Below are 25,407 nucleotides of genomic sequence, written 5' to 3' on the forward strand. Positions count from 1 at the left end.
TTAATATTACTCCATAAACTCGATAATAAGATCACAAATATAATTCACATCTTCATCTGACATTGATTGATGAATAGGTAAATTCAATGTTGTCGCTGTAGCCTTATCAGAACCTTTAAACTCTAATGAACTATCATTGTTAAAAAGCTCTATTCGATGTAATGGCCAATATCTAAAGGTGCAATAAACACCATGTTTAAGCAAATATTTAGCTAATTCATCACGCTTCTCAGTCTGCACCCAAAAGAAGTAGAATGAAGATTCATAATCGAATTTGAGTTCAGGTGGTAAAAGTAAATCTTTAACACCCGATAATTTCTGTCGATATAAAGTATTAATATCTTCTCTACGAGATATAAAGCTAGGTACTTTATTTAATTGAACTAAACCAATTGCTGCTGTGATATCGTTCATGATAGCTCTTCTGCCTGGTTTTGTTATATCGAACTCCCACCAACCAGCTGCTTCACCATCAGATGACTTATCAAGCCCACTTTTCTCTTTTGCTGGAAGCCCTAAATACAACCATTCTGATGCAGAACAACGATCATTTTCATCTTTAAAATAAATCATTGCACCATCGCCTGTTGTAAGAGTTTTCATGGCGTCAAAAGACCAAAAAGCCATATCTCCAAATGTTCCGCAACGTTTACCTTTGTAACGGCTTGAAACAGCACATGCTGAATCTTCAATGATTTTAATATCATTCGCCAGACAGAAAGTAACAATGTCATCCATATCAGTTGGATAACCACCATAATGAGTAATAAAAACAGCCTTAGTGTTATTTGTTACTAAATGCTCAAAATGCTTTAATTCAACATTTAGCGTACGAGAATCAATGTCACAAAAGACAATTTTAGCACCTGATTCTAAAACACTACTAGCAACTGAAGGAAAAGAGTTCGTAGGTATAATTATTTCATCTTTCTCATTAAAATTAAATATTTTAGATGATAAAAATATCGCTTCTGTACAACTACTAGTACTAAGAACTTGTTCTTTTTTTGAGTCTAAATGTAATGCAAACCTCTCTTCAAATAAAGCAGTCTTAGGTCCTTTTCCTATCCAGTTACTTTCAAAAACCTTAGATACCTCAGCAAGTTCTTCCTTACCTAAACAAGGTTGAAACAAATTAATTTTCCTAGTCATTTTCATTACCATTTATTAATTTAGCTTTTCCATTAATAACGTTACTCACCCAAGAATCAATATGATTAGATTTAATCTTCTCATTAAATTCTTCATTAAATGCAGTTGTAAAAAAACTCATTTCAATTTTAGGGTTATTCCTATCTAAAATATACACATTATCAGGGTGATAAAAATCATATTTTACAATTTCATTATTCGTTGTTATCAATTTACACCCAGCACCAAGACATTCAAAAGTTCTAGATGTTAGCCCTTTCTGTCCTGGATGATTTATATCAAGAATAGCTTTAGAACAAGAAAAAATTTCGGCAATTTGATTACTCGATATTTTATTAAAGTTGAAATCAGATTTCTTGCTTTTTAACATAGATAAAGATAAAAAACGTCTCAAGTAGTATAACGCATTACTTGGCATATACATGAATTTATAGAATTTAAGTTCTCTATTATCTAAAGCTGAAATGATTTTATATCTATCAGAATGAACCGTTCCAATGAAAGCCAGATCATACTTAGATTCATTTCTAGGTAAATTATAGTTAGACTCATAAAAAAGTGGTAAAAAACCTACTTTATTGTATTTAATTGAATCCTCAAGATCAAAGCTAATTATATCATCACAATAATCAAATAATTTTATCGCATCTTTCTTATTTGCTATCGAATCCCACATATAAAGTACAATTTTAGAATTTAACATTCTAATTTCTCTGAGGTGATCTTCTGATATTGACTCTGGACTTATCAAAAGAATCACATCAGGATTAAATTTTTTTATCGTTTCTTTAACACCGCTATAGTAAGTGTTAATTTTATTTCTAATAAAAAAAGTCAATCTAAGTCGAAGTAAAACCTTTGTAATAAAATCATTAGCAGGTCGCTCATCGATAAAAATCGCAGTCCCCCCTTGCTTTTCTATCGATTTAATTATTGCATCGGGATAACCAAAAAAATCCGGTCCAATAACAGCTATTTTTTTATCTCTTATCGTCATAATATTAACCAAGCATCTTTACTATTTTTTTTGCTACTAACTTACTTACAGTCAAAACACGATCTCTATAATGTCCTGGTAATAAGTTGTCATATATTAGTGAATTTAAATATCCATTAACTAAATTGTGATCCAATTTAGAATTCATTACCGATGAAATAAATAAATCTAAACTATTTAAACTCTTAACTTTAAATACACACGGAGCTTGATCATAATATGAGTTTCCAAAAACAATCACTTTCTTATATTGTGATAAGGCATCAAGTCCACTTGTTGAGTTATTAACGATAACTAAACTCGATTCATTAATTATATCATCAACAGAGCCGGACTTATCTAGAAATATATCTTTTTCTTTTGAAATAAAATCATACAATTCTTTTTCATAGCGTCTTTTGTATAGCGGGTGCTCACGTACTACGATTTTAATATTTTTAGGCCTATTACGATAAACTGACTCTACTAATTCTAAATGCGATGAAAAAAACGGATTATGATGTGTAAAATTAGCATCATGTGGGACCTGCAATATGACTAATATAAATTCATTATCGTTAGTTATTTCTTTAATTCTGTCATAGTCCCTTTTAGAGATAGTCTTATCTAAAAGATATTCTCTATTATCGTATGGATAAAAATCAAATGATTTAAAACACCTATCAACAACCTTATCAAAAGCCCTATAAATATAGTTCCTTTTGTATTTTTCAGATTTTTGTGGCTTTTCAAATTTAGTATCTAAGTATTTATTAACTATTTTATTGTTATACCTAAAAGAACAGAATGAATTAACGCCCTCTTGATCAATAATAGTTGTACCATATGGTCCTTGTTCAAAATAAACTACTTCAATTCCTTTAACCGAAGCAAGATCTATTATTATTTGCTCTAGCATTCGGCAGTCTCCCGGCATTATAATTATGTCAACATTTATCTCATCTAAAAGATTTGATATATAATGATAATAATTATTTGCTTTAGTGATTAATTTTCCTTCAATTTTATGAGTTAATTTTTCACATTTTTTATTGTATTCTAAATATCTCTTTTGTTTAATTTTATCAATCTTATCATCGCCAACGATATTGGAAAAGTATGATTCAACATTTATCAAATGACTGTTCTGACCATGAAGTTTACCATACAAATAACCGCTTATATTGAAATACCAGAAAAAAGATTCAATCTCTAAATGTTTACTTATTTCTTTTGATACTGATGAATAAAATCTTGCATAATCATCATAAAAACCAACAAATAATACTTTTTTCATTTCATTTCATCACTATTTTTTTAAAAATTTTTAATGTTCCGTAAAAAATCAAAGACCAAACTACAATTTTAATATAAGGAAATATACTATAAACCATCCACCTAGGAAAAAGAGTTAATGTCAATATAGGCACTAACATAATAAAAGTTGAATGGTTTCTTATAGATAGCATTACTCTGAAAATATAACTAAAAAATATTACTCCAATAGGACCAAGAAATAAATAAAAATATGTCGTAGTAAAACCACCATTACCAGGTATTGGCGTATATTTCATTGCTTCTATATTTATGAAAGTTTCATCTGGTGATAATGAGGATGGTAAAAATGAAACTACAAATTGCGATATAAAACTTATAATTCTAAATTTCAAATCAAAAGTATCATTCTTAACTAATCCAAGATACGCGACGGAAGCGGCTGTCACTCCACCTTGATTATTCGAATATTCACCATTTTCTTTTAAACCAAACAATAAATAATTAATAGAAAAATTATATTCCGAATCTCTGATTACACCAATTATTTGAATAAAAATCAAAGAAAATAAAACTAAATAAACTAAGTCTTTTTTGGTTAATTTACTTTCTAAGAAAAAAATATAAAATATCATTCCACATAAGATAAAGGGTAACCTCTTACCATATAAAAGAGGAAGTACCATCGATATAAGAATAACAACAAATAAACTAAAGACTTGAAATTTAACTTTTCGAGAACAGTGAATACACGCAATAGATAAAGGAACAACTACGTACTCCAAAAATATTGTACCAGAATTAAAACTATTTTCATATCCGATACCGATAATAGATTTACTAACGGTAATTGTGTAAACATTAAATACAACAGCAATTACGATAGAAATATAAAATAGTAATTTTGATTTTTTAACACAAATATTGCTTATATTTATTTTTTTACAAGTTTCATTTGTAGTAATAATGCGTTGGAAAATAATCTGCATTAAAACCACTTGAGATGTTAGCGACAATGTTTGATACGTATCATATATATGATAATGAATTCCATATACGAAGAAAGGTACAAGAGCTAACCAATAAGTCATTAAAAAAATATTTATTATCAGCAGTGAATTTTTAGAGCGAAATAAAAGTTGTACATTTGAAATTATTGCTAACAGTATAACATAAATACCTATATCTTTAATTGATAAATAATCAGCAATAAGTAAAAGAGATGATAATAATATGAATACAGTATCTATTTTAAAATCACTTGATATCTTATTTTTTATATTCATCAATTAATTTTCTCACAAAATCAAAATTCACTAGAACAATAAATATAATTATTACTGCCATCAATGTTAATTTTATTAAAAACTCTTCATAAAAATTATATTCTATATTAGAAATATAGTTTGTAATAAAAAAGGATATTGAAAAGATGATAGCATATATCATTATTTTAATATTTGATATCTTTAGATTAATATTAAATTCTTTTGTAACCATATAGTTACAAATAAACTTTGAAAATAAAAGACATGATATAGAAGAAATTGCTGCACCTTCACCACCAATCAATGGAATTAAAAATATATTTAATATAACATTCAATATAATTGCTAAGAACGAAACGCAAACAACTAATTTTCTTTTTTTATTCCAAAGTAAATATTCAGAGGACACACCAAAAGCAGTTATAAAAGTAAAACCACAAGTTAAAACTATCATAGCATAATAAATGGTTTTATATTCATTACCAAATATAGAGAGGATAGTCTTTCCGTATATTATAAAAACAATAGATATTATTACTGAAAGTAAAACCGATATATTTATATTTTTATGGTATGCTGAAAATATATCAGCTTTATCCATTTCTAAAGCTCGAGTTTCTGTTGTTTTAGCCAAAGCAAGTAAAGGGTAAAATGTAAATATACTTAATGAATATGCTATATCATAAAGACCAACATTATCTATTGTACTTAATTGTCCAAGCATTAATGAATCTAAGTGTATTAATAAAACAGATGTTAAAGCTGTTAAACCAAATAGAAGCGATTCGTTAAATTTATTAGCATATCTTTTGACTGAAATATTTTTCTTATAAGAAACTAAATCAGATTTTACCGTATAAATAGAGACTATTACTAAGACAAACTGAGATATTATATAACCTAGAAGTACTCCAAAAGCATCAGGAAAAATAATGACACTAGTTATAACAATGACAAATCTTAATACTCTTTGAATCACATTTGATATAAAAAATGATTCATTTATTCTGTTAATAGCTCTTAGAGCCGCATTAGTTATATTGAAAGCTCCCCATAAAGGTATCATTAACAATCCTAAATAATTTATATAACTAGAATCAAATAATGAAAAACCAAATGCTATTATAAAAAAACAGATAAATAATAATAGAATAGTAATAAATATTTCTTCAAATAATACCCCTCTTCCTTCTCTTTGATATGATAGTACTATTATATTTTCTCGTCCCATCATACATATAACTAAAGCAATAGATGCTACATTTAAAATATATTTAGCTTGTCCATATGCCTCTACTGAGATTGTTCTGGTAATAAATATTGTTAGTATCAACAATAAAAAATTACCCATTACTGAAGAAATAAAACCAAATATAATGTTATTTATTTTTTTTAACATTAGAAACTCTATAAATAAAAAGAGGGACAAGCCCTCATTTATTTAACTTAATAAAAAAATCCTGAAAGGTTTCTTGAGTTGAATCTTTAAATGATATCAGTGGAGTCTCGAGCGGCCATTTTATATCGAGCGTTTTATCATTCCAAAGGATTCCAGCTTCGTCTTTTGGATCATAATAATCTGTACATTTATATTGAAAATCTGCAGATTCACTTAACACACAAAAGCCATGGGCAAAACCAGGTGGAACATAAAACTGAAGTTTATTATCACCACTTAAGATAATAGTTTCGTATTCTCCAAAAGTTTCAGAATCAGGTCTAAGGTCTACAGCAACATCGAAAACTTCACCATTAGTTACGGTGACTAATTTTCCTTGTGGCTTTGTTTTTTGAAAATGTAATCCGCGGAGAACATTCTTAGTTGAACGAGAACGATTATCTTGAACAAATCGTTCTTTTATACCTACATCGATATAACGTTCCTCTTGATATGTTTCCATAAAAAAGCCGCGCTCATCACCAAATACTTTCGGTTCAATAATGATACAGTCTTTTAATTTAGTTTTAATTATTTTCATTATCGATTAACCTTTAAAGAATTACGCAATGTTTGATTCTCAACTAATGATACTAAATACTTGCCATAGTTATTCTTTAACATTGGCTGAGCTAATCGAATAATTTCTTCATCAGATAACCAACCATTTGACCAAGCAATCTCTTCTAAACAAGCAACTTTCAAGCCTTGAACATTTTCCAACGTTTCCACAAATGAAGACGCTTCATGTAAACTTTCATGTGTGCCAGAATCTAACCAAGCAAAACCACGACCCAATAACTCAACATTTAGAGAGCCATCATTTAAATACATTTGATTTATTGTAGTAATTTCCAGTTCGCCACGTTCAGATGGTTGAACATGCTTAGCAAAATCAACCACACGATTGTCATAAAAATACAATCCTGTGACAGCCCAATTAGATTTTGGTTGTAACGGTTTTTCCTCGATGCTTAACGCCTTATAATTTTCATCAAACTCAACAACCCCAAAACGCTCAGGATCTTTTACATGGTAACCGAATACGGTAGCACCACAGTCTCGTGAAACAGCATTTCTAAGAGTCCGACTAAAAGACTGTCCATAAAAAATATTATCACCGAGAACTAAACACACACTATCACCGCCAATAAAATCTTCACCGATAATAAATGCTTGAGCTAAACCATCAGGAGAAGGCTGTACAGCGTAATCTAGATTAATACCAAAATCTGAACCATCACCAAGCAAACGACGAAAACTATCATTATCTTCGGGGGTAGTAATAATTAGAATGTCTTGAATACCAGCTAGCATCAACGTCGATAGCGGATAAAAAATCATAGGCTTGTCGTATACAGGTAGTAACTGTTTAGAGACACCACGAGTAATTGGGTATAAACGAGTACCTGATCCACCTGCTAATATAATGCCTTTCATTTATAAATGTCCTAGCTTTTGTTTATCAAGGTTGATAAACAATCAACCTTGAAAGAAAAAATATAGTAACGATTACTTGCCTAAACGCTCTCGATTGTATGATCCATCAAGTACACGGTTCCACCACTGCTCATTATTCAAATACCATTCAACTGTTTTACGAATGCCTGACTCAAATGTTTCTTGAGGCTTCCACCCAAGTTCTGACGCAATTTTGGTTGCATCAATAGCATATCGTACATCATGTCCTGGACGATCAGTCACATAAGTAATCAAGTCTTTATATTGAGCTAGACCTTCAGGCTTATTAGGAACCAACTCTTCAAGCAATGAACAAATTGTTTTCACTACTTCAATGTTTGCTTTTTCGTTATGGCCACCAATATTGTATGTCTCACCAATATATCCTTTGGTTACAACGGTATAAAGAGCAACTGCATGATCTTCTACATACAACCAATCACGAATTTGCATACCATTACCATAGACCGGCAACTGTTTTCCCTCCAAAGCGTTAAGAATCATCAAAGGTATTAATTTCTCAGGGAAGTGATATGGCCCATAATTATTTGAGCAATTTGTTACTATGGTAGGGAAACCATAAGTACGTAGCCATGAACGAACAAGATGATCACTTGAAGCTTTAGATGCTGAATATGGACTAGATGGTGCATATGACGTTGTTTCAATAAATAGATCGTCAGTACCTTCTAAATCTCCATATACTTCATCAGTTGAAATATGATGAAAACGGAAAGCTTTCTTTTTCAAATCATCTAGTTGATTCCAATACTCTCGAGCCGCTTCCAGCATATTATAGGTACCAATAATATTAGTTTCTATAAATGCAGCAGGTCCATCAATAGACCTGTCCACGTGACTTTCAGCGGCTAAATGCATAACAGCATCAGGTTGATGTTGAAGAAATACACGTGCCAACTCAACACGATCGCAAATATCTACTCGTTCGAATTGATAGCGGTTACTTGATTCAACTCCAGAAAGTGATTCTAAATTACCTGCATATGTAAGCTTATCAACATTAACTACACTATCTTCTGTATTATTAATAATATGACGAATAACAGCGGAACCTATAAAACCAGCACCACCAGTAACAAGGATTTTCAATTTATTGTTCCTCTTTGCTTTCATCTTGATTTGAAGAAATTAACAAAACATATAACACACCTGCGCATATACCAAAAATAAAGCCAAAGATTATTATATATAATCCAGGCGTACCTTTTTGCTTTATTGGGTTTGTTGGTTTTTCAATAAAAGAATAATACTTCGATGTACTAATCTCATTAACATCTATTTTCTTTAAAATATTATAATTATGTTCTAAAATACTAATTTTTGGTTCAAAAACAGAGTAATCTTTGAAGTTATCAAGAATCAATTTCTTTTCAAGTAAAGCTTTTGAACCTTTTTGTATGTCAAAGATATCGCTATTATATTGTAATATTGGGTTGGTTATTTGAGATTTTTTTGCAATTGTTAATGCACCTTCTGTGAGAACTAACTCTTTACTTACCCGTTCTTTAGCCTTTACTAAAAGTAAATTTTTCTCTTCATTATTGTTATTAATTAAACTAGTTACTATATTTTTCAATGTGGTTAAATTTTCATCATTAATTTTCTTGTTTACAAAACCAATATAATTACTTAATAACTTCTGACTTCTCTTTGCTCCATTTGATGTAAAAGTAAGATTATAAAGGTTAGAATCTTTTTGTTTTACTGATGATATATCTTCTGATATTTTTGCTATTAATTTTAACTTTTCATCTTCAGTCTGCTTATTATCTAAATCTTTTTTAAAATTTAAATATATAAATTCTTCTTTTACATCATCACTGTTGAATGAAATATTAAACTCAGAAAATAACTTCTTATAATCAATTAGAGATTTTAATTCTGCTAATTGTGTAGAGTCGCTAATAAGAATTAGACTATTAACTTCTTGTTTTAATTTTAATATATCGTTATAAACAGGAGGTGATATAATCGCTTCAGACATCCATAAAACTGATCGAAGTTGACTATATAAAAAACTCAAACTTACTGATAGTAAAGTTATAAGGAGGATTTTTTTCTTATGATATAAAATCAAATCAAGCAGATTAAGAAAGTTGTTACTATCATTTAAAATCACATCTATAGCTCTTTTATTATCATTCACTTTTTTTACCTATTTTCAATTACGCTACCGCCCTTGGGATACGCTATAAAACCCACAAAGCAATCACCAAATTTTAAAATTCACCCTAAAAACGACTAGTTCAATTGCTTCCAATAAGCACAAATTAAGCAGTAGTCTGTCGGAGAAAGCTCACTTTTCGCATCAGCGATACTCTGCTCTACTTTTTCCTTCATTACTGATAGTTGTAATTCATTTTCAGACTCACACTCAGCAGCCGCTAATGAAATATGCCCGCGCAGATACCCGCCGGCAAACAGCTCATCGTCTGTCGCAGTGTCTATTCCATCGTCGATAAGCTTAAGCAGCTTTTCTTCGTATTCTTGAATTGTCATTTCCTACCCTATACACAACGCATTTCATTCTATCGAACGAGTTGTCTGAAATCCTGTTCTGTTAACTGTTTGATACCATAAAACTCTCGGAACGCATTAGACAGCATTTTTGCTCGCTCTGGAATTCCGAACTTTAAATAGGTCAGTACTTGCTCACGAACTTTCAACGTGAACGCTACCCTATCAGGCTCACAGTCACCACTCAAGTTGTCACAACTTACCTGGAATTTAAATCCGCAACTTGCTGATAAAATCCACTCAATGGCCTGTGGCTTAATTTCTACTTTCTCGAACTCTGCCTGAACCGCTTCAGAGCGACCATCAGGTTCATACCAATAGCCATAATCTTCCAATTTACGGCGCTCAACACCCGCTATACACCAGTGTGCTAATTCATGCATTGCTGATGCAAAATAGCCACGAGCAAAGATAATTTGATTATGCTCTCGCTCATTTGATGCTGGTAAGTAAATTGGTTCATCGCCTCCAAGAAGTAATTCTGTATTGAGACTTTCTAAAAATAACCCATTGAAAATAACGATTAAATCGTTGTAATCATGTCTCATACTAATGATAACTTCTTAAATACATAACTTATCGATTATACAATGCGGCAATTCTAAGTGCGAATTTTCTTACGGCTTCAGACCATGACTAACGTCATATTATTGTCATTTTATAAAATAAATCTAATTTTTGTTGGTTTTTCAACCAGATAACGCACAACAAACAGAATAAGAATCTAAGCACATATTATTGAATGGAAATATTCTTAACATTCTAAGATGAATTAAATTCATGCCAATAATTTTTCTTTTCATTAGAACAAGATGGAGATCACAAATACAATCGCCTTAATCTTCATTAAGGATATCTTTACCATGCTGCTTTCAGTTTTATACATTATTGGCATTACAGCCGAAGCTATGACAGGTGCATTAGCAGCAGGTAAACGCCATATGGATTGGTTTGGGGTCATGTTAGTGGCAAGTGCTACCGCTATTGGTGGTGGAACAGTGCGTGACATACTACTCGGTCACTATCCGCTAGGCTGGGTTGCTCACCCACAATACTTAGTGATCACATGTGTTGCCGGGATCTTAACGACCTATTTCGCACGTTGGGTGGTTCGTTTTCATAAAGTGTTTATCTTGCTCGATGCTATAGGCTTAATCGTTTTTAGCATTATTGGATGTCAAGTTGCGATGACAATGGGGCTCTCTCCAATTATTTGTGTTGTTGCGGCGGTAGTGACCGGTGTATTTGGTGGTTTGCTACGCGATATGATCACGCGTCGCAAGCCTATGGTACTGCATAAAGAGCTTTATGCGTCAGTCGCATTTATTGCAGGTATCATGTACTACGCAATGTCATATCTAGGTGTGCACCCTGATATCACCACACTGATTACTCTAATTACTGGTTTCAGCCTACGTATGGCTGCAGTGTATTTTAGCTGGAGTTTACCCGTATTTGAGTTTGAAGAAGAAGTCGCTCATTAAGCTTATTTTCTAATAAAGAGATAAAACAAAGCCACGCTGAACTCATTCAAGCGTGGCTTGTTTATAGATATCTTTTTAATTAGATCTTAGGTGTATCAGTAACAACATCTGCGTTTTGGCCACGATGACGTAACAGATGATCCATTAAAGTAATCGCTAACATCGCTTCAGCAATAGGTACTGCACGAATACCAACACATGGATCGTGGCGACCTTTAGTGACAACTTCAGCAGTTTCACCAAATTTATTAATGGTCTCACCCGGAACCGTAATGCTTGAGGTTGGCTTAAGCGCAATATGTGCCACAACATCTTGACCAGACGAAATACCACCTAAAATGCCACCAGCGTGATTGGTTTTAAAACCTTCTGGTGTCATCGCATCACGGTGTTCACTTCCACGTTGTTCGACTACATCAAAACCATCACCGATCTCAACACCTTTTACCGCATTGATACTCATTAGTGAATGTGCAATATCGGCATCTAAGCGATCAAAAACGGGCTCACCTAAACCAACAGGGACATTTTGCGCAACCACGGTAATCTTTGCACCGATTGAGTCGCCTTCTTTTTTCAACTTACGGATCAACTCATCGTAAGCTTCAACTTTATCAACATCAGGGCAGAAAAAGGCGTTTTGCTCGATTTGATCCCAATCGACCTTATCAATTTTCACATCACCCATTTGTGATAGGTAAGCACGTACTTCAATGCCATGAACTTGTTTTAGGTATTTCTTTGCCACCGCGCCGGCTGCAACACGCATTGCTGTTTCACGAGCAGATGAACGACCACCGCCACGGTAATCACGTACCCCATATTTTTGATGGTAAGTATAATCGGCATGACCAGGACGGAATAGGTCTTGAATATTCGAGTAATCTTTAGAGCGTTGATCGGTATTTTCAATCAATAAACCGATAGAGGTACCTGTTGTTACACCTTCAAATACGCCAGATAGAATTTTTACTTCATCAGGTTCACGGCGTTGCGTGGTGTATTTTGACGTTCCCGGACGACGACGATCCAAATCATGCTGCATATCAGCTTCAGTTAATGCGAGTCCCGGTGGGCAGCCATCAATGATACAGCCCAGCGCCAAGCCATGGCTTTCGCCAAATGTGGTGACGCGAAATAGTTGTCCAATCGTATTTCCTGCCATTACTTCCTCTGTGATATCTCTATGCTTACATGCATTTTTAATTTTACTAATACTGACATAGTGCAAAGTTGTCAGATAGATTGCAAGAACAAGTGCGTAAATTACCGCCAGTGATAGCTTTCCAAAACGAAAAAAGCGACAGGCTTTCACCCATCGCTTTCATTTAGCTATTTATAGTAAAGATTAAGCAGTTGCTAATGCTCGCTCCGCTTTAGCTTTACGTACTTTCTTTAGTGTTACCGCAACAAGAGCAGTAACGACCATACCTGATGCCATACATAGTAGTGCAAGCGCAGGTTTGTTCATCGCACCTAGTAATGCTACAACTGGACCACCATGTGCCACGCTGTTAGTGATACCGAAAGAGAACGCCATCACTGCAGCAACCATACTACCTAATACGTTTGCAGGGATCACAGACAGTGGATCTTGCGCAGCAAATGGGATTGCACCTTCAGAGATACCTACTAAGCCCATTGCACCAGCTGCTTTACCGGCTTCAACTTCTGACTGCTCAAAGATATTTAGCTTACGACCAATCACAGTTGCTAAGCCCATACCAAGAGGAGCAACAGGGATCGCACATGCCATAGCCCCCATGAACTGTGTTTGACCGTTGGCAATCATACCGACAGAGAACAAGAATGCGACTTTGTTAAATGGACCGCCCATATCAAAGCCAGCCATACCACCGAGTACAATACCCAGTAGAACTACGTTACCTGTGCTCATTTCAGTAAGCATGCTGTTCATGCTATCCATTAATCCAGCGATTGGCGCACCAATAACGAAGATAAACAAGCCCGCGATGAATAAGGTACCCGTAATTGGCGCAATAAGAATAGGCACTAAAGGCTGTACCATCTTATGGTAGTTACGAGTTGCAACCCAACGAACGAAGTAACCCACCAGCAAACCCGCAACAATGGCACCAATAAAACCAGTGCCCGCACTTGCATCATAGAATGAACCGTTATTAGCAATCCAACCACCAATGAAACCCGGTGCTAATGCTGGACGGTCACCTATTGCAAAGGCAATGTAACCTGCCAGAATTGGGATCATCAAAGTAAAGGCGACAACACCCACATCGAGCACTTTTTGCCATAGACTACCCGCTGGAATTTGCATACCAGAATCAGTTGGTTGACCACCAATTGCCAGTGACAATGCGATTAACAAACCACCAGTTACCACAAACGGGATCATGTGGGATACACCGTTCATCAGGTAGCGATATAGATTCGAGCGAGTTTGCGCAACTTTGCTCTCGCTTGAATCAGAAGTATCATCACCATCGGCTTCATAGGTTTTGGCAGCTAACGCTTGCTGAATTAAGCCTTTTGCATCTTTAATTGGCGCTTTAACACCTGTTTTGATCAGCTTTTTACCTGCAAAGCGAGCCATATCAACTTGCTTATCACAACTGACGACAATCGCTTCTGCTCGTGCAATCTCTTCAGCGGTTGGGGAATTCTTAACACCAATCGAACCATTGGTTTCTACTTTCACTTCATAGCCAAGCTCAGCACCTGCTTTTTCTAATGCCTCTGCTGCAAGGTAAGTGTGAGCCACACCAGCAGGACAGCCTGTGACACCAATGATCAAACCTTTAGTTTGCGCTTGCGCGACAACTTGCTCTTTTTCTTCAAGCAATAACGCTAGGGCTTCTTTTTCTGTTTTAGCTGCTAAGAATTGCTCAACAAAACCATCTTCAATCAGCTTTGAAGAAAGCTCTGCTAATACTTCAATATGGTGGTTATCGCCGTTATCAGGTGATGCGATCATAAAAAACAACTGTGATGGTTTACCATCTTCCGCACCGTATTCAATACCAGTACGACTGACACCAATCGCAACTGCTGGTTGTGCAACTGCTGCACTTTTTGCGTGAGGAATTGCAATGCCTTCTTCAAAACCAGTATTACCTAATTCTTCACGGGCTTTTACATCAGCAATAAATTGCGTTTTATCAGCAACACGACCTTGTGCTACCAATAATTCAGCCATTTCGTTAAACACGTCGTCTTTGGTTTTCGCCTTAAGCTCAAGGCAAATTAAATTTTCATTGATCAAGGAAGTAATCATGTCTATCCCCAACATTTATTTTTATGTGCCCATCAAGCATTCATTTGATGGATTTCAGTATGGGAATATTGTCGAACTTTTAGATGGTTCAAAATAGAGCACAGAAGAGGCTTTAACTGGATAAATGTAACCTAATAATTGAGATGTGAGCTAAGGCACATTTCATTTAACCGATTCAATAGACACCAAGATTAAATTTAAATTATTTAATATCAATAATATAAAACAAAAACAGTTTAATTAAAGGAATAAATTGAAATTCAAATAATTTTTCAATCACTGTAAATATCACGCATTGACATTAGCTATAACGCAGAATTTTAGTGAGTTACTTCACACTAACCGATACAAAAAAAGCGACAGAAAAATCTGTCGCTTTCGATAAAGGTTAATGATTTAACAGAGCTTAGTTATAAGCACGAGCAAAACTGCCAGTACAAGTTACTTGGTACTGTTCAGCGTAAGCTGGAATAAAGACAGACTGACCTTTATCAATCACAACGGTATCGCCATTGCTATGTGTTAGCGTTACTGGCGCATCAATAGCGAAGATAATTTCAGCGCTATTTACAGCAAGCGTAATATTCTCTACTTGCTTATAAACACTGAACTTAAAATCAGGTACTGGAATGGCATAGTGTGAACCATTTTCAGCTTTAGTCGGCGCTAATAACAATGAATCAAATGCCATTGGTGTAAAGTAAGTATTAGCGACTAGCTCTGGCACATCCATGTATTTTGGTGTTAAACCTGCGCGCAATACATTGTCAGAGTTAGCCATGATCTCTAACCCCGTACCTTTAATGTAAGCATGTGGCGTACAAGCACTCAAAAACATTGCCTCACCCGGCTGAAGGGTTAATACATTTAGCATTAATGGCGCAAATAAACCGATATCACCTGGGTATTGCTCAGCTAAATCTAGTAATAAAGCAAACAATGGCTGATCTTTATGTGCTTCGCTGTAAACCAGTAATGCGTTTACCGCTGATGCTTTTTGCTCACCTTCTAGCGATAACATCGCAGCAAAGAAATCACGTAAACCTGCTTCCGTTTGATTAGCATTAAATGCAACTACTAACTCGCTGATAGCTGGAATTTCAAGTGCATTGAACTGCGTTGCAATCTCGTCGATTTGACGGAAACCATTCATTGCTTGGTAAGGTGTTAATGCAAATACCAACTCTGGCTTGTGGTTGGGATCTTTGTAATTACGGTTTGCCGCATTACGTGCAATGCCCATTTGCTCTTCTTTAGCAAAACCGACTTCTGCTTGCTGCTTATTTGGGTGTACCTGAATCGACAATGCGTTTTCAGCCGCTAGCACTTTAAATAAATACGGCAATTCACCAAATTGTTGCTGGGTGTGCGCACCAATGATCGCATCAGGATCTGTTGCAATAAAATCAGATAGCTTTACCGCTTCGCCTTGAACTTCAATTTCAGAGCAACCATTCGCATGAGCGCCCATCCACAATTCTGCCTGTGGTTTCACTTCAGGGTTTGCGATACCAAACAAAGCTTCAATCGAGGTTTTGCTTCCCCATGCATAATCTTGGATCACGTTATTCATTTTAAAAAACATAGAGCGGTGAGTACCAGCCATAATTCATTCCTAAATTTATTATCGTTGTGCGTCGATGAAATAGTATTCCACTTAGCAAATCAAAGAATTACAAAGAGGAATACTATTTAAACCAGTGTAAATGTTACATAAGTCAAAAAGTGGTACATCAATCAGGTCACCATAAGCCCTTATTCGATACAATCCATTAAGTGAGCTATGTTTTACAAAATATTGCGCTGCACTATAACAAAAACAACCGCAAAGATTCATTCCTAACTCACAATCCTTACAACTCAGGTTTATTGGCGGCAATAATGGATACCGTATTTCTTAATCTAATCGACTCTATTCTCGAAGAGCGAGAGAGCTTCAACCATATCTGGTTTGCCAACGATCACACCACACCGCCGCAATTTAGTTATCAAGTTAACTTCCCTCGTCTTGAACTGGTGCTTAAAGGCGAATACATGAATCAATTGGAAGACGGTGAGCATGGCATTTGTGACGTTAATCTGATGCTAGGTGATGCGCTGTATATTCCCCCTAACTGTTGGAATAAACCCAACTGGGAAACCGAATGCTCCGTACTGAGTTTACTGTTTGGTAAACGGCAAATTGGCTTTAGTTTAGTCAGTAAAAGTAAAGATAATCCGAACTTCTTTGATGTGCAGAAATACTCAATTCAAGCTGCAACCGGACATGCGATTGATCCGATTTTATCGGCATTGAATATGCTGGCAAAAGAGCCAACCAAAAAGCCAATGGATGAACATCTGCTATTGGCGCTGCTTAGCTATAGCCGCTCTATGCTCAATACCCCAGATCGAGTTAAAAAGAACCGTTGTGAAGATCTCTATCAAGGGATTTGTATTTATATTCAAGAAAACTTTCACCGCGCGATTAGCCGTGAATCCATCGCTCATCGCTTTAACATTACCCCGAATCATCTTTCACGCTTATTCAGACAACAAGGGCACATGCGATTGGCTGATTACATCTGTTGGGTACGGTTAGAGCGCGCAAAGTTTATGCTCAAGAAATACAATTTTCGTTTAGCGGAAGTGGCAACCCGATGTGGGTTTCAAGATATGAATTACTTCTGTCGAGTATTTAAAAACAAAACAGGTCGAACACCAACTGAGTACCGCAGCCTTAATCAGACGCTAGCATAGCTTCAACAATCAAAGCTTCAATGACTTTACTATCAGAGGCTTGGCGCAACGCTTGTGCATAAGGCTCTTGTAGTAGTTGTTTTGAAAACCGAGAAAATGCCATCAACACACAACGTGGCGAAGGCTTGGGTAATACCATCATCAATACTTTGCTGATATTACCTCTCGGACTATGCCAATCCATTTCCTGACAACAAGTTATTACCATTGCAGGTTGCAAAATAGGCTCTATCATCACATGGGGCATTGCTATCCCCTCTGCCATCACCGTTGCTGAAATACTTTCACGGTTTTCTATCGCGGATAATACAGCTTGATAATCATCATTTTTGATCACCTTTTCCTCCACCAGCGAGCGTGTCAACGAGGCTAACAACGATGCTTTATTCTGAACGGTTTGAGGTTGTTTAGAGGTGATAAAAGAAAGAGGAAAATCCAGCAATGCCATGCGCTGTTGTAAAATAGCATTACCTTTACTGTCGCTCGATGACAACAATAACGGACACGCATATTCGTGAATAAAATCTGTCAGCACTAATAAGGCCAACTCAGCATCTGCGCCTGTAATAATGAGCTGACACAATTGATAAGGTTTACTGGAAAGGGTTGATACCCGAAGTGGCTTTGTTACGGATTCTGCACGTAATAGCTGCAAGTTAAACACTTGGACATCAGAGGAAAAATAACCAGCGAGCTTTTTCAATTTATCTAACTGAAAAAGAGTTAAGCCCGTTTCCCCACAATAGAAAGTAAGACGTCTTTCTAACATCTCTATACCCTGCTATTGGGAAATTAATTGCTGGCAGCGTTTAAGTACCGCTTCAGGATCAATCAACACTTCTTCAATGGTAACACAGTGGATCTTACTGCCTGTAAAGCGACTACGTTGCTCCACTTCAATATCTGAAGCAATCAAGGTTAAATCGGCTTTGGCAATGTCTTGCATGGTTAGCTGATCTTCGATACCCATTGCGCCTTGGGTTTCAACTTGGATTTGAATCCCCATTTTATGCGCTGTTTTATTGAGTGCATCTGCTGCCATGTAAGTATGGGCGATCCCCGTTGGACACGCCGTTACTGCTACAATTTTCATGCTATTTCCTTATTACGCATCGAATCACGTACAAACAAAAACGCCCTTTCAGCTATTCACACTTATTGAAAGCGTATAAAAAACTAAAGGGCGCTATTTTCATTTAAAAAGCATTAATCTTCTTTCTTAGATTTCCACTTTTTAATACCCGTACTTTTACCGCCAAAGCTTGGTTTTGAATCACGGCCTGTATTACGTGAAGGGCGAGAATCTTGGCGACGATTGTCATTACGACCTTGACCATTACGCTCATTGCCGTTGCGATCTTGGCTATTACGATCGTTACGTCCCTGACCATTACGTTGACCACGTTGTTGACGACCTTCACCACCCTCTTCGTTACGACGATTCTGACGCTGACTACCCGGACGGCGAGTAAATTCACCTGTACCGCTGTAGGTTTTGAATTTCTTCTCTTGTGCGCGTTTTTCGTTGCGAGCTTCTTGTTGGCGATGATCATACAGCTTTGCATCGGTGGCTTTTTCAATCTTACGACCTTCACCATCAACTTTTGATGCTTCTTCTGTACCACTTGATTGAGAAATTAAACGATGAATTTCCGCAATTTCATCATCGGTTAAGTAACGCCACTTACCGTTTGGTAGACCATCAATCGTGATATTCATGATGCGCACACGGCGAAGCTTGTAAACTTCATAACCTAACGCTTCACACATACGACGGATCTGACGGTTCAAACCTTGCGTCAGTACAATACGGAAAGAGAAATTCGTTTCTTTGGTTACCTTACAAGGCAGAGTAACTGTATCCAAGATCTCAACGCCTGATGCCATTTTCTCTAAGAACTCAGGAGTGATCACTTTATCAACACGTACAACGTATTCTTTTTCGTGAGAGTTACCTGCACGTAAGATCTTATTAACGATATCACCATCGTTAGTTAAGAAAATCAGACCATCAGAAGGCTTATCTAAACGACCAATCGGGAAAATACGCTTACGGTGACCAATAAAATCAACGATGTTACCTTCGATATGACGCTCAGTAGTACAGGTGATCCCTGTTGGCTTATTTAGTGCGATGTAGATTGGTCGCTCTTTGCTACGCAGTGGCTTATCATCAATAAGTACGTCGTCGCTGTCTGTTACACGTACGCCCATCTCTGGCTTTTTACCATTAATAGTGACGCGTCCCTGATCAATCAGCTTGTCCGCCTCACGGCGTGAGCAATAGCCTGTATCACTAATGAATTTATTTAGTCGAACCCCTTGTGGGCTCTGCTGTTGCGTTGGATTCTGTGACATGGTTTTCTTCTATAAAGGGCTTTAGGACGATCAGGGTAATAAACTCCCTTGTGGCAGTTTAATTACTCGATTGTTATCTAAGCTGAAGTTTAACTGATTGCTCAGTAAAGAGGTAGTCGCAGCACCTTTAGCGCTATAAAAAGACCGCCGAAAAACCAAAAGAAAAGGCGATAAGTTTCCCTATCGCCTTTCGTCCTTCAAGTTTGTGTTTGTGGTTTAATGATCTTGCTTAGGCAGATCACCGTGACTCATACGACCTATATAATCATGTTGCAGCTCTTTTTCTAATAAGCTTTCAACATAACCTGGTGATTTGGTATTACCCGCCATTAAACGATACATAGCCGGAATAACAAACAAGGTCACTAAGGTCGCAAACGCCATACCAAAGAACACCACAGTACCCACAGAAATACGACTTTCTGCACCAGCACCGGTTGAGATGATCAACGGAATCGCACCAAACAAGGTGGTAAATGCCGTCATCAGGATTGGGCGTAAACGACGAACAGAAGCATCAACGATCGCTTGTTCAAACTCAACGCCTTTGTCACGCAATTGGTTTGCAAATTCGACGATCAAAATACCGTTCTTGGTTACCATACCAATCAACATGATCATGCCAATCTGGCTGTAAATATTGAGCCCTTGACCCATTAACCACAAACCAGCCAAGCCACCAAAGATCCCCATTGGAACCGTCAGCATCACTACCAATGGGTTCACAAAGCTTTCAAACTGTGCCGCCAATACTAAGTAAGCCACCAGTAATGCCAAACCAAACACCAAGGCAATGCTGCTTTGGTTTTCTCTGAAATCTTTCGACTCACCGGCATAGTTAATCGTGATGTCTGATGGCAGTTTTTCGATTGCTTGTTGATCTAAGAAATCTAACGCTTCACCTAAGGTATAACCTGCCGACAGGTTTGCTTTTAAAGTGATCGATTTCTGCTTTTGGTTATGACTGAGCTTCTGTGCTGAAGCCACTTCATCAATCGAAGCCACAGTATCTAATGTGACTAGCTGACCGTTTTTCGCCCTTAAATAAATCTGGCTTAAATCGGCTGAGCTATTAAAGCGATTTTCGTCACCACGCAAATAAACATCATATTCTTCACCACGCTCAACAAAGGTAGTCTCACTACGACCGCCCAGCATCACTTCCAGTGTTTCTGCAATATCTGAAACAGGAATGCCTAAATCTGCTGCACGCTGGCGATCAATATTTACCATAAGTTCTGGTGTGGTTTCGGCGTAATCGAGATCCACACCTTCCATCATTGGGCTATCTTCTGCGATGTGTTTAAGCTCCGATGCCCATTTATAAAGCTCTTGGTAATCTGAGCCGCCTAACACAAATTGCACCGCTTCCGATGAACCACCTCTAAAGCCCGGCATAATTGGAATTACACGCACATCAGGAATACCCGTTAATGCCTTACTTACCATCCCCAATGCTTGTTGTGCTGACACAGAGCGATCTTGCCAATCTTCTAACTGCATGATCACAAAACCAGTTTGATCCCCAGCTCGACCACCAAATGCAGGTGATTGAATACTGACTGATTTCAATACGCCTTTACCTAGCATTGGCAACAATCGGCTTTCCACTTCATCCATATTGCCGATCATACGGTTATAACTGGTGCCTTCTGCACCTTTCACAAAAGCAAATAACACCCCGCGATCTTCTTGTGGTGCCAATTGGGCTGGGATCACTTTCATTAAACCAACACTTGCGCCAATACATGCCAAGACGACAACGGGTGCGATAAAGCGTTGTCTCACAGCAACGGTGACGCCTCGACGATAGACATTCTCTAGCTTATCGAACTGACGATTGACCCAAAGGTTAAAACGAGTCGGTTTGACATTGGCTTTTAAGATTTTACTGCCCATCACTGGCGTTAACGTTAACGCAATTAATGATGAAAAAATCACCGCCATCGCAAGTAGCACTGAGAACTCAGTAAATAAACGCCCTACCATGCCTTCCATAAAGGAGATCGGCAAGAACACCATCACTAATACCGCAGTCGTTGCAATCACCGCAAAGCCAACTTCACGAGTCCCTTTGTAAGCAGCAAGTAAAGGTGATTCGCCACGTTGCATGTGATGGAAAATATTTTCAACCACCACAATGGCATCATCGACTACCAGACCAATCGCTAGAATCAGCGCCATTAACGTCAGTAGGTTGATGGAAAAGCCAAAGAAATATGCGGTAATAAAAGCTGAAATTAACGATACTGGAACCGTAACCGCAGGGATTAAGGTCGCACGGGCTTGCCCAATAAAGACATACAGCACCAAAATAACCAAGGCACCAGTAACTAATAAGGTGCTGTACACTTCGCTAATTGAGCGTTCAATAAACACCGTTGCATCGTAATCCACCGTTAACGACGTACCCGCAGGCAAGAACTTCTGCATTCTCGTAACTTCGGCACGCACATCTTTTGCCACCTCTAAGGGATTAGCATCCGACATGGTGACAATGCCTAAACTCAGGTTAACAACACCATTACTCTTAAAGGTTGAGTTTTCATTCTCCGCACCAACGGCAACATCAGCGACATCTTTTAAGTAGATCGGTGTGCCATTTTCTGTTGTGCGTACAACCAAGTATTTAAAATCGTTAGCATCACGGTATAAACGCGCAGTCCTAACTGCCATCACGGTTTGATCGTTACGTACTTCACCGCCTGGTAATTCAACGTTTTCATCACGCAGCGCATCAATGATGTCTTTGGTGGTAACGCCTCGACCCACCATTAATTCAGGTTTGAGCTTAACGTACATCACCTTATAAAGGCCGCCACTCAAGCTCACCGAACTGACGCCGTTGATCAAACTAAAGCGATCTTCAAGCACACGTTGGGCGTAATCCGTTAGCTGAGTACGATCCATTTCAGACGAAGACAGGTTGATATAAACCGCAGGCTCACCCGAACCGTTATCTTTCGATACCACAGGATCGTTAGCATCATCAGGTAAACGACGCTGAGCACGAGCGACCGCATCACGGACATCACTGACACCTTCGGTCAGATCCCAATCCATCGAAAATTCAATCGAGATCCGAGACATACCGTTACGTGTGATTGAGGTGATATTGTCGATCCCACTGATCCCCGATAATTCATCTTCAATCGGGGTCGTCACTTGGCTTTCCATTACCGTTGCTGAGGTACCTGGATAGGTGGTCATCACCGTCACCACAGGGCTTTCTACATCCGGCATTTCACGAATTGCTAATTTGGAGAAAGACACTACACCAAACACACAAAGTAATAAGCTCAGTACAATCGCAACAACTGGGCGTTTTACCGAAACATCAGATAACCACATCAGCTATCCACTCCCTGTTGTGCGCTTTGCTTTGGCGTAATATCAGAAACTTTAATGCCATCACGCATATTCACTAAGCCTTGCACCACAATGCGATCGCCAATATCGGCACCTTTGTTGATCACAACGGTATTATCAATACGAGCACCTAATTGAACCTCGGTGCGATGTACCTTCTCTTTATCATCAACAAGGTAAATAAAACGCTTAGTACCTGAGTATTCAATCGCTTGGACAGGGATCACCGCTTGAGGACGAGGAATAAAGCCTATATCAGCCGCCAATAACATACCCGGCTTTAACGCATTATCTTTATTCTCAAACACCACACGGACTTTGATATTTAAAGAATCAGTTTGAACCCGAGAATCAATCGCGGTGACTTCACCATTAAACACGCGATCAGGCCATGCTTGACTGGTTGCGACCACTTTCATACCTACCGCAAGGTGCGATAAATACTGCTCTGGCACCTGAATATCTAATTTCATCGAAGACAGATCATCAAATGTCAGCAGTTCTGCACCTTCAGCTACTCGATGACCCTGACTAAAATCGAATAAACCTACCGTACCGTTAAAAGGGGCTTTAATAACATGATCGTTTAATTCTGCACGGGCAGCTTTCAAACGCGCTTGAGCAATATTGACACTCGCGGTTTGTGCATCGATTTCAGTTTGCGTGATCGCACCACGTTTCACTAAGCGTTTAAATTCATTTAATTTACGTTGTTCGTCATTGAAATAGGCTAGAGCTTCATCGTAAGCCGCTTTGGCTTTTTCATTATCCAGTTGGATCAGCACGGCTCCTTTCTCAACTAGCTGATTTGGTTCTACATTAATTTTTGTTATTTGAGCTGATGCTTCAGCTGCAATGTTGACAGAGTGCTCTGCTTGTAATTTACCGGTTAAAGAAAGAGATTGAGCGATACTCACAGAAGATACCGTTCCCGTCGTTACGCTAACAACACGACTCGAACGCGCTCCTTTGCTTTCTTGCGCAGCATGAGACGTTCCCTGAAAGTAGAAGTAACCACCAGATAACACTGCAGCAACCACGACTGCCACGACCATTTTTTTCATTGTCAAAACACCGTAAAAAATCCTGTCGCAATAATATCTGAATCTTGCTTTTAACAACGTCAAGAAATGTAAATTTAAGCAAGAATTCGTAATATGATGAAAATTCAGCCAAACACACAATATTTAAAAGAAAAGTCTTTACAGGATCGAAATGTTTGCTATTATCCGCCCCGCACTTGTGGTGGGGTTCCCGAGTGGCCAAAGGGAGCAGATTGTAAATCTGCCGGCACTGCCTTCGAAGGTTCGAATCCTTCCCCCACCACCATCTATTTTGAGAAGCTGTCGCCACTGACATCTTTTCTGGCGAAAGCCAAACAATAAGCAACACCCCGTGGTGGGGTTCCCGAGTGGCCAAAGGGAGCAGATTGTAAATCTGCCGGCACTGCCTTCGAAGGTTCGAATCCTTCCCCCACCACCATCTATTTTGAGAAGCTGTCGCCACTGACATCTTTTCTGGCGAAAGCCAAACAATAAGCAATACCCCGTGGTGGGGTTCCCGAGTGGCCAAAGGGAGCAGATTGTAAATCTGCCGGCACTGCCTTCGAAGGTTCGAATCCTTCCCCCACCACCATCTATTTTGAGAAGCTGTCGCCACTGACATCTTTTCTGGCGAAAGCCAAACAATAAGCAATACCCCGCGGTGGGGTTCCCGAGTGGCCAAAGGGAGCAGATTGTAAATCTGCCGGCACTGCCTTCGAAGGTTCGAATCCTTCCCCCACCACCATCTATTTTGAAAAGCTGTCGCCACTGACATCTTTTCTGGCGAAAGCCAAACAATAAGTAATACCCCGTGGTGGGGTTCCCGAGTGGCCAAAGGGAGCAGATTGTAAATCTGCCGGCACTGCCTTCGAAGGTTCGAATCCTTCCCCCACCACCATCATTCAAACCAGTAGCCTCGGCTGCTGGTTTTTTTCTATATAATATTTATCCCTCCATCTTATCCATAAAAATCCCTCAAAAATTTAATAGCAAAATAATTGCTATAATCGTGTTATGTAGATACTTTTGTTTATTGTTATCAATAAGCATAAT

General features: G+C 37.7%; 21 protein-coding genes and 5 tRNA genes. 7 read left to right on the forward strand and 19 right to left on the reverse strand.

Features of this window, described 5'->3' with window-relative positions; all coding sequences use genetic code 11:
* Positions 1-6: 6 nt before the first annotated feature.
* The 11 genes from Q7657_RS19735 to Q7657_RS19785 form a co-directional block, all read right to left on the reverse strand.
* The gene (locus Q7657_RS19735; protein ID WP_181319804.1) at positions 7-1,152 is read right to left on the reverse strand and encodes a DegT/DnrJ/EryC1/StrS aminotransferase family protein; all 1,146 of its coding nucleotides are present in this window, start codon (positions 1,150-1,152) and stop codon (positions 7-9) included.
* Positions 1,145-2,149: a WaaS/CpsH family glycosyltransferase gene (locus tag Q7657_RS19740; protein WP_107165490.1), complete on the reverse strand. Its 1,005-nt coding sequence runs from the start codon at positions 2,147-2,149 to the stop codon at positions 1,145-1,147. The genes Q7657_RS19735 and Q7657_RS19740 overlap by 8 nt, the downstream gene beginning before the upstream one ends.
* Before the next feature lie 4 nt (positions 2,150-2,153).
* On the reverse strand, positions 2,154-3,425 hold the full coding sequence (locus tag Q7657_RS19745) for a capsular polysaccharide export protein, LipB/KpsS family (protein WP_107165491.1): 1,272 nt from the start codon (positions 3,423-3,425) through the stop codon (positions 2,154-2,156).
* Position 3,426: 1 nt separating this feature from the next.
* Positions 3,427-4,689 carry an oligosaccharide repeat unit polymerase gene (locus Q7657_RS19750; protein ID WP_107165492.1) on the reverse strand — a complete coding sequence of 421 codons (1,263 nt, stop codon included), beginning with the start codon at positions 4,687-4,689 and terminating at the stop codon, positions 3,427-3,429.
* Positions 4,673-6,070 carry an oligosaccharide flippase family protein gene (locus tag Q7657_RS19755; RefSeq protein WP_107165493.1) on the reverse strand — a complete coding sequence of 466 codons (1,398 nt, stop codon included), beginning with the start codon at positions 6,068-6,070 and terminating at the stop codon, positions 4,673-4,675. Before Q7657_RS19755 ends, Q7657_RS19750 begins: the two co-directional genes overlap by 17 nt.
* A 34-nt stretch (positions 6,071-6,104) precedes the next feature.
* Complete coding sequence (rfbC, locus tag Q7657_RS19760) at positions 6,105-6,650, reverse strand: dTDP-4-dehydrorhamnose 3,5-epimerase (protein WP_107165494.1); 546 nt, start codon at positions 6,648-6,650, stop codon at positions 6,105-6,107.
* A complete protein-coding gene (rfbA, locus tag Q7657_RS19765) occupies positions 6,650-7,549 on the reverse strand; it encodes a glucose-1-phosphate thymidylyltransferase RfbA (protein ID WP_107165495.1) in 900 nt (299 codons plus the stop codon). The genes rfbC and rfbA overlap by 1 nt, the downstream gene beginning before the upstream one ends.
* 72 nt (positions 7,550-7,621) lie before the next feature.
* A complete protein-coding gene (gene rfbB / locus Q7657_RS19770) occupies positions 7,622-8,680 on the reverse strand; it encodes a dTDP-glucose 4,6-dehydratase (protein WP_107165496.1) in 1,059 nt (352 codons plus the stop codon).
* Between the two features lies 1 nt (position 8,681).
* Complete coding sequence (locus tag Q7657_RS19775) at positions 8,682-9,737, reverse strand: Wzz/FepE/Etk N-terminal domain-containing protein (RefSeq protein WP_107165497.1); 1,056 nt, start codon at positions 9,735-9,737, stop codon at positions 8,682-8,684.
* Between the two features lie 95 nt (positions 9,738-9,832).
* Positions 9,833-10,090: a YfcL family protein gene (locus Q7657_RS19780; RefSeq protein WP_107165498.1), complete on the reverse strand. Its 258-nt coding sequence runs from the start codon at positions 10,088-10,090 to the stop codon at positions 9,833-9,835.
* Between the two features lie 29 nt (positions 10,091-10,119).
* Positions 10,120-10,656 carry an elongation factor P hydroxylase gene (locus Q7657_RS19785; RefSeq protein WP_107165499.1) on the reverse strand — a complete coding sequence of 179 codons (537 nt, stop codon included), beginning with the start codon at positions 10,654-10,656 and terminating at the stop codon, positions 10,120-10,122.
* 315 nt (positions 10,657-10,971) lie between these two features.
* Here Q7657_RS19785 and Q7657_RS19790 point away from each other — a divergent pair, with 315 nt between their 5' ends.
* Complete coding sequence (locus Q7657_RS19790; RefSeq protein WP_107165500.1) at positions 10,972-11,592, forward strand: trimeric intracellular cation channel family protein; 621 nt, start codon at positions 10,972-10,974, stop codon at positions 11,590-11,592.
* 79 nt (positions 11,593-11,671) lie between these two features.
* Here Q7657_RS19790 and aroC read toward each other — a convergent pair whose 3' ends face one another.
* From aroC to manA, 3 genes are all read right to left on the reverse strand, one after another.
* Positions 11,672-12,757, reverse strand: a complete 1,086-nt coding sequence (gene aroC / locus Q7657_RS19795; protein WP_107165588.1) for a chorismate synthase — start codon at positions 12,755-12,757, stop codon at positions 11,672-11,674.
* 183 nt (positions 12,758-12,940) lie between these two features.
* Positions 12,941-14,845, reverse strand: a complete 1,905-nt coding sequence (locus tag Q7657_RS19800; protein WP_107165501.1) for a PTS fructose transporter subunit IIABC — start codon at positions 14,843-14,845, stop codon at positions 12,941-12,943.
* A 406-nt stretch (positions 14,846-15,251) separates the two neighbouring features.
* Positions 15,252-16,451, reverse strand: a complete 1,200-nt coding sequence (manA, locus tag Q7657_RS19805; RefSeq protein ID WP_107165502.1) for a mannose-6-phosphate isomerase, class I — start codon at positions 16,449-16,451, stop codon at positions 15,252-15,254.
* 275 nt (positions 16,452-16,726) lie between these two features.
* On the opposite strand from manA, the gene Q7657_RS19810 reads away from it, so the two are divergent.
* A complete protein-coding gene (locus Q7657_RS19810; protein WP_107165503.1) occupies positions 16,727-17,584 on the forward strand; it encodes an AraC family transcriptional regulator in 858 nt (285 codons plus the stop codon).
* On the opposite strand, the gene Q7657_RS19815 is transcribed toward Q7657_RS19810, so the two are convergent.
* The 5 genes from Q7657_RS19815 to Q7657_RS19835 form a co-directional block, all read right to left on the reverse strand.
* Positions 17,565-18,353: a PTS sugar transporter subunit IIA gene (locus Q7657_RS19815; RefSeq protein WP_107165504.1), complete on the reverse strand. Its 789-nt coding sequence runs from the start codon at positions 18,351-18,353 to the stop codon at positions 17,565-17,567. The two genes, Q7657_RS19810 and Q7657_RS19815, sit on opposite strands and share 20 nt — an antisense overlap.
* Positions 18,354-18,365: 12 nt before the next feature.
* Complete coding sequence (locus Q7657_RS19820; protein ID WP_008987697.1) at positions 18,366-18,677, reverse strand: PTS fructose transporter subunit IIB; 312 nt, start codon at positions 18,675-18,677, stop codon at positions 18,366-18,368.
* A 113-nt stretch (positions 18,678-18,790) separates the two neighbouring features.
* Positions 18,791-19,942: a 23S rRNA pseudouridine(2604) synthase RluF gene (rluF, locus tag Q7657_RS19825; RefSeq protein WP_107165505.1), complete on the reverse strand. Its 1,152-nt coding sequence runs from the start codon at positions 19,940-19,942 to the stop codon at positions 18,791-18,793.
* Positions 19,943-20,158: 216 nt separating this feature from the next.
* On the reverse strand, positions 20,159-23,293 hold the full coding sequence (locus Q7657_RS19830; protein ID WP_107165506.1) for a multidrug efflux RND transporter permease subunit: 3,135 nt from the start codon (positions 23,291-23,293) through the stop codon (positions 20,159-20,161).
* Positions 23,293-24,375, reverse strand: a complete 1,083-nt coding sequence (locus Q7657_RS19835; protein ID WP_107165507.1) for an efflux RND transporter periplasmic adaptor subunit — start codon at positions 24,373-24,375, stop codon at positions 23,293-23,295. Before Q7657_RS19835 ends, Q7657_RS19830 begins: the two co-directional genes overlap by 1 nt.
* 180 nt (positions 24,376-24,555) lie before the next feature.
* On the opposite strand from Q7657_RS19835, the gene Q7657_RS19840 reads away from it, so the two are divergent.
* From Q7657_RS19840 to Q7657_RS19860, 5 genes are all read left to right on the forward strand, one after another.
* A tRNA-Tyr gene (locus Q7657_RS19840) sits at positions 24,556-24,640 on the forward strand.
* Between the two features lie 68 nt (positions 24,641-24,708).
* A tRNA-Tyr gene (locus tag Q7657_RS19845) sits at positions 24,709-24,793 on the forward strand.
* A 68-nt stretch (positions 24,794-24,861) separates the two neighbouring features.
* Positions 24,862-24,946: transfer RNA gene (locus Q7657_RS19850), tRNA-Tyr, on the forward strand.
* 68 nt (positions 24,947-25,014) lie between these two features.
* Positions 25,015-25,099, forward strand: a tRNA-Tyr gene (locus Q7657_RS19855).
* A gap of 68 nt (positions 25,100-25,167) precedes the next feature.
* Positions 25,168-25,252 (forward strand) — tRNA-Tyr (locus Q7657_RS19860).
* The last annotated feature ends 155 nt before the right edge of the window (positions 25,253-25,407 follow it).

It is taken from the genome of Candidatus Photobacterium acropomis, from assembly GCF_030685555.1.
In the GTDB taxonomy this organism is placed as follows: domain Bacteria; phylum Pseudomonadota; class Gammaproteobacteria; order Enterobacterales; family Vibrionaceae; genus Photobacterium; species Photobacterium lucens.

Coding starts and splice junctions, on each gene's coding strand:
- Q7657_RS19735 (WP_181319804.1), bottom strand. CDS start 1,152: ATGACTAGGAAAATTAATTTGTTTCAACCTTGTTTAGGTAAGGAAGAA.
- Q7657_RS19740 (WP_107165490.1), bottom strand. CDS start 2,149: ATGACGATAAGAGATAAAAAAATAGCTGTTATTGGACCGGATTTTTTT.
- Q7657_RS19745 (WP_107165491.1), bottom strand. CDS start 3,425: ATGAAAAAAGTATTATTTGTTGGTTTTTATGATGATTATGCAAGATTT.
- Q7657_RS19750 (WP_107165492.1), bottom strand. CDS start 4,689: ATGAATATAAAAAATAAGATATCAAGTGATTTTAAAATAGATACTGTA.
- Q7657_RS19755 (WP_107165493.1), bottom strand. CDS start 6,070: ATGTTAAAAAAAATAAATAACATTATATTTGGTTTTATTTCTTCAGTA.
- rfbC (WP_107165494.1), bottom strand. CDS start 6,650: ATGAAAATAATTAAAACTAAATTAAAAGACTGTATCATTATTGAACCG.
- rfbA (WP_107165495.1), bottom strand. CDS start 7,549: ATGAAAGGCATTATATTAGCAGGTGGATCAGGTACTCGTTTATACCCA.
- Q7657_RS19780 (WP_107165498.1), bottom strand. CDS start 10,090: ATGACAATTCAAGAATACGAAGAAAAGCTGCTTAAGCTTATCGACGAT.
- Q7657_RS19785 (WP_107165499.1), bottom strand. CDS start 10,656: ATGAGACATGATTACAACGATTTAATCGTTATTTTCAATGGGTTATTT.
- Q7657_RS19790 (WP_107165500.1), top strand. CDS start 10,972: ATGCTGCTTTCAGTTTTATACATTATTGGCATTACAGCCGAAGCTATG.
- aroC (WP_107165588.1), bottom strand. CDS start 12,757: ATGGCAGGAAATACGATTGGACAACTATTTCGCGTCACCACATTTGGC.
- Q7657_RS19800 (WP_107165501.1), bottom strand. CDS start 14,845: ATGATTACTTCCTTGATCAATGAAAATTTAATTTGCCTTGAGCTTAAG.
- manA (WP_107165502.1), bottom strand. CDS start 16,451: ATGGCTGGTACTCACCGCTCTATGTTTTTTAAAATGAATAACGTGATC.
- Q7657_RS19810 (WP_107165503.1), top strand. CDS start 16,727: ATGGATACCGTATTTCTTAATCTAATCGACTCTATTCTCGAAGAGCGA.
- Q7657_RS19815 (WP_107165504.1), bottom strand. CDS start 18,353: ATGTTAGAAAGACGTCTTACTTTCTATTGTGGGGAAACGGGCTTAACT.
- Q7657_RS19820 (WP_008987697.1), bottom strand. CDS start 18,677: ATGAAAATTGTAGCAGTAACGGCGTGTCCAACGGGGATCGCCCATACT.
- rluF (WP_107165505.1), bottom strand. CDS start 19,942: ATGTCACAGAATCCAACGCAACAGCAGAGCCCACAAGGGGTTCGACTA.
- Q7657_RS19830 (WP_107165506.1), bottom strand. CDS start 23,293: ATGTGGTTATCTGATGTTTCGGTAAAACGCCCAGTTGTTGCGATTGTA.
- Q7657_RS19835 (WP_107165507.1), bottom strand. CDS start 24,375: ATGAAAAAAATGGTCGTGGCAGTCGTGGTTGCTGCAGTGTTATCTGGT.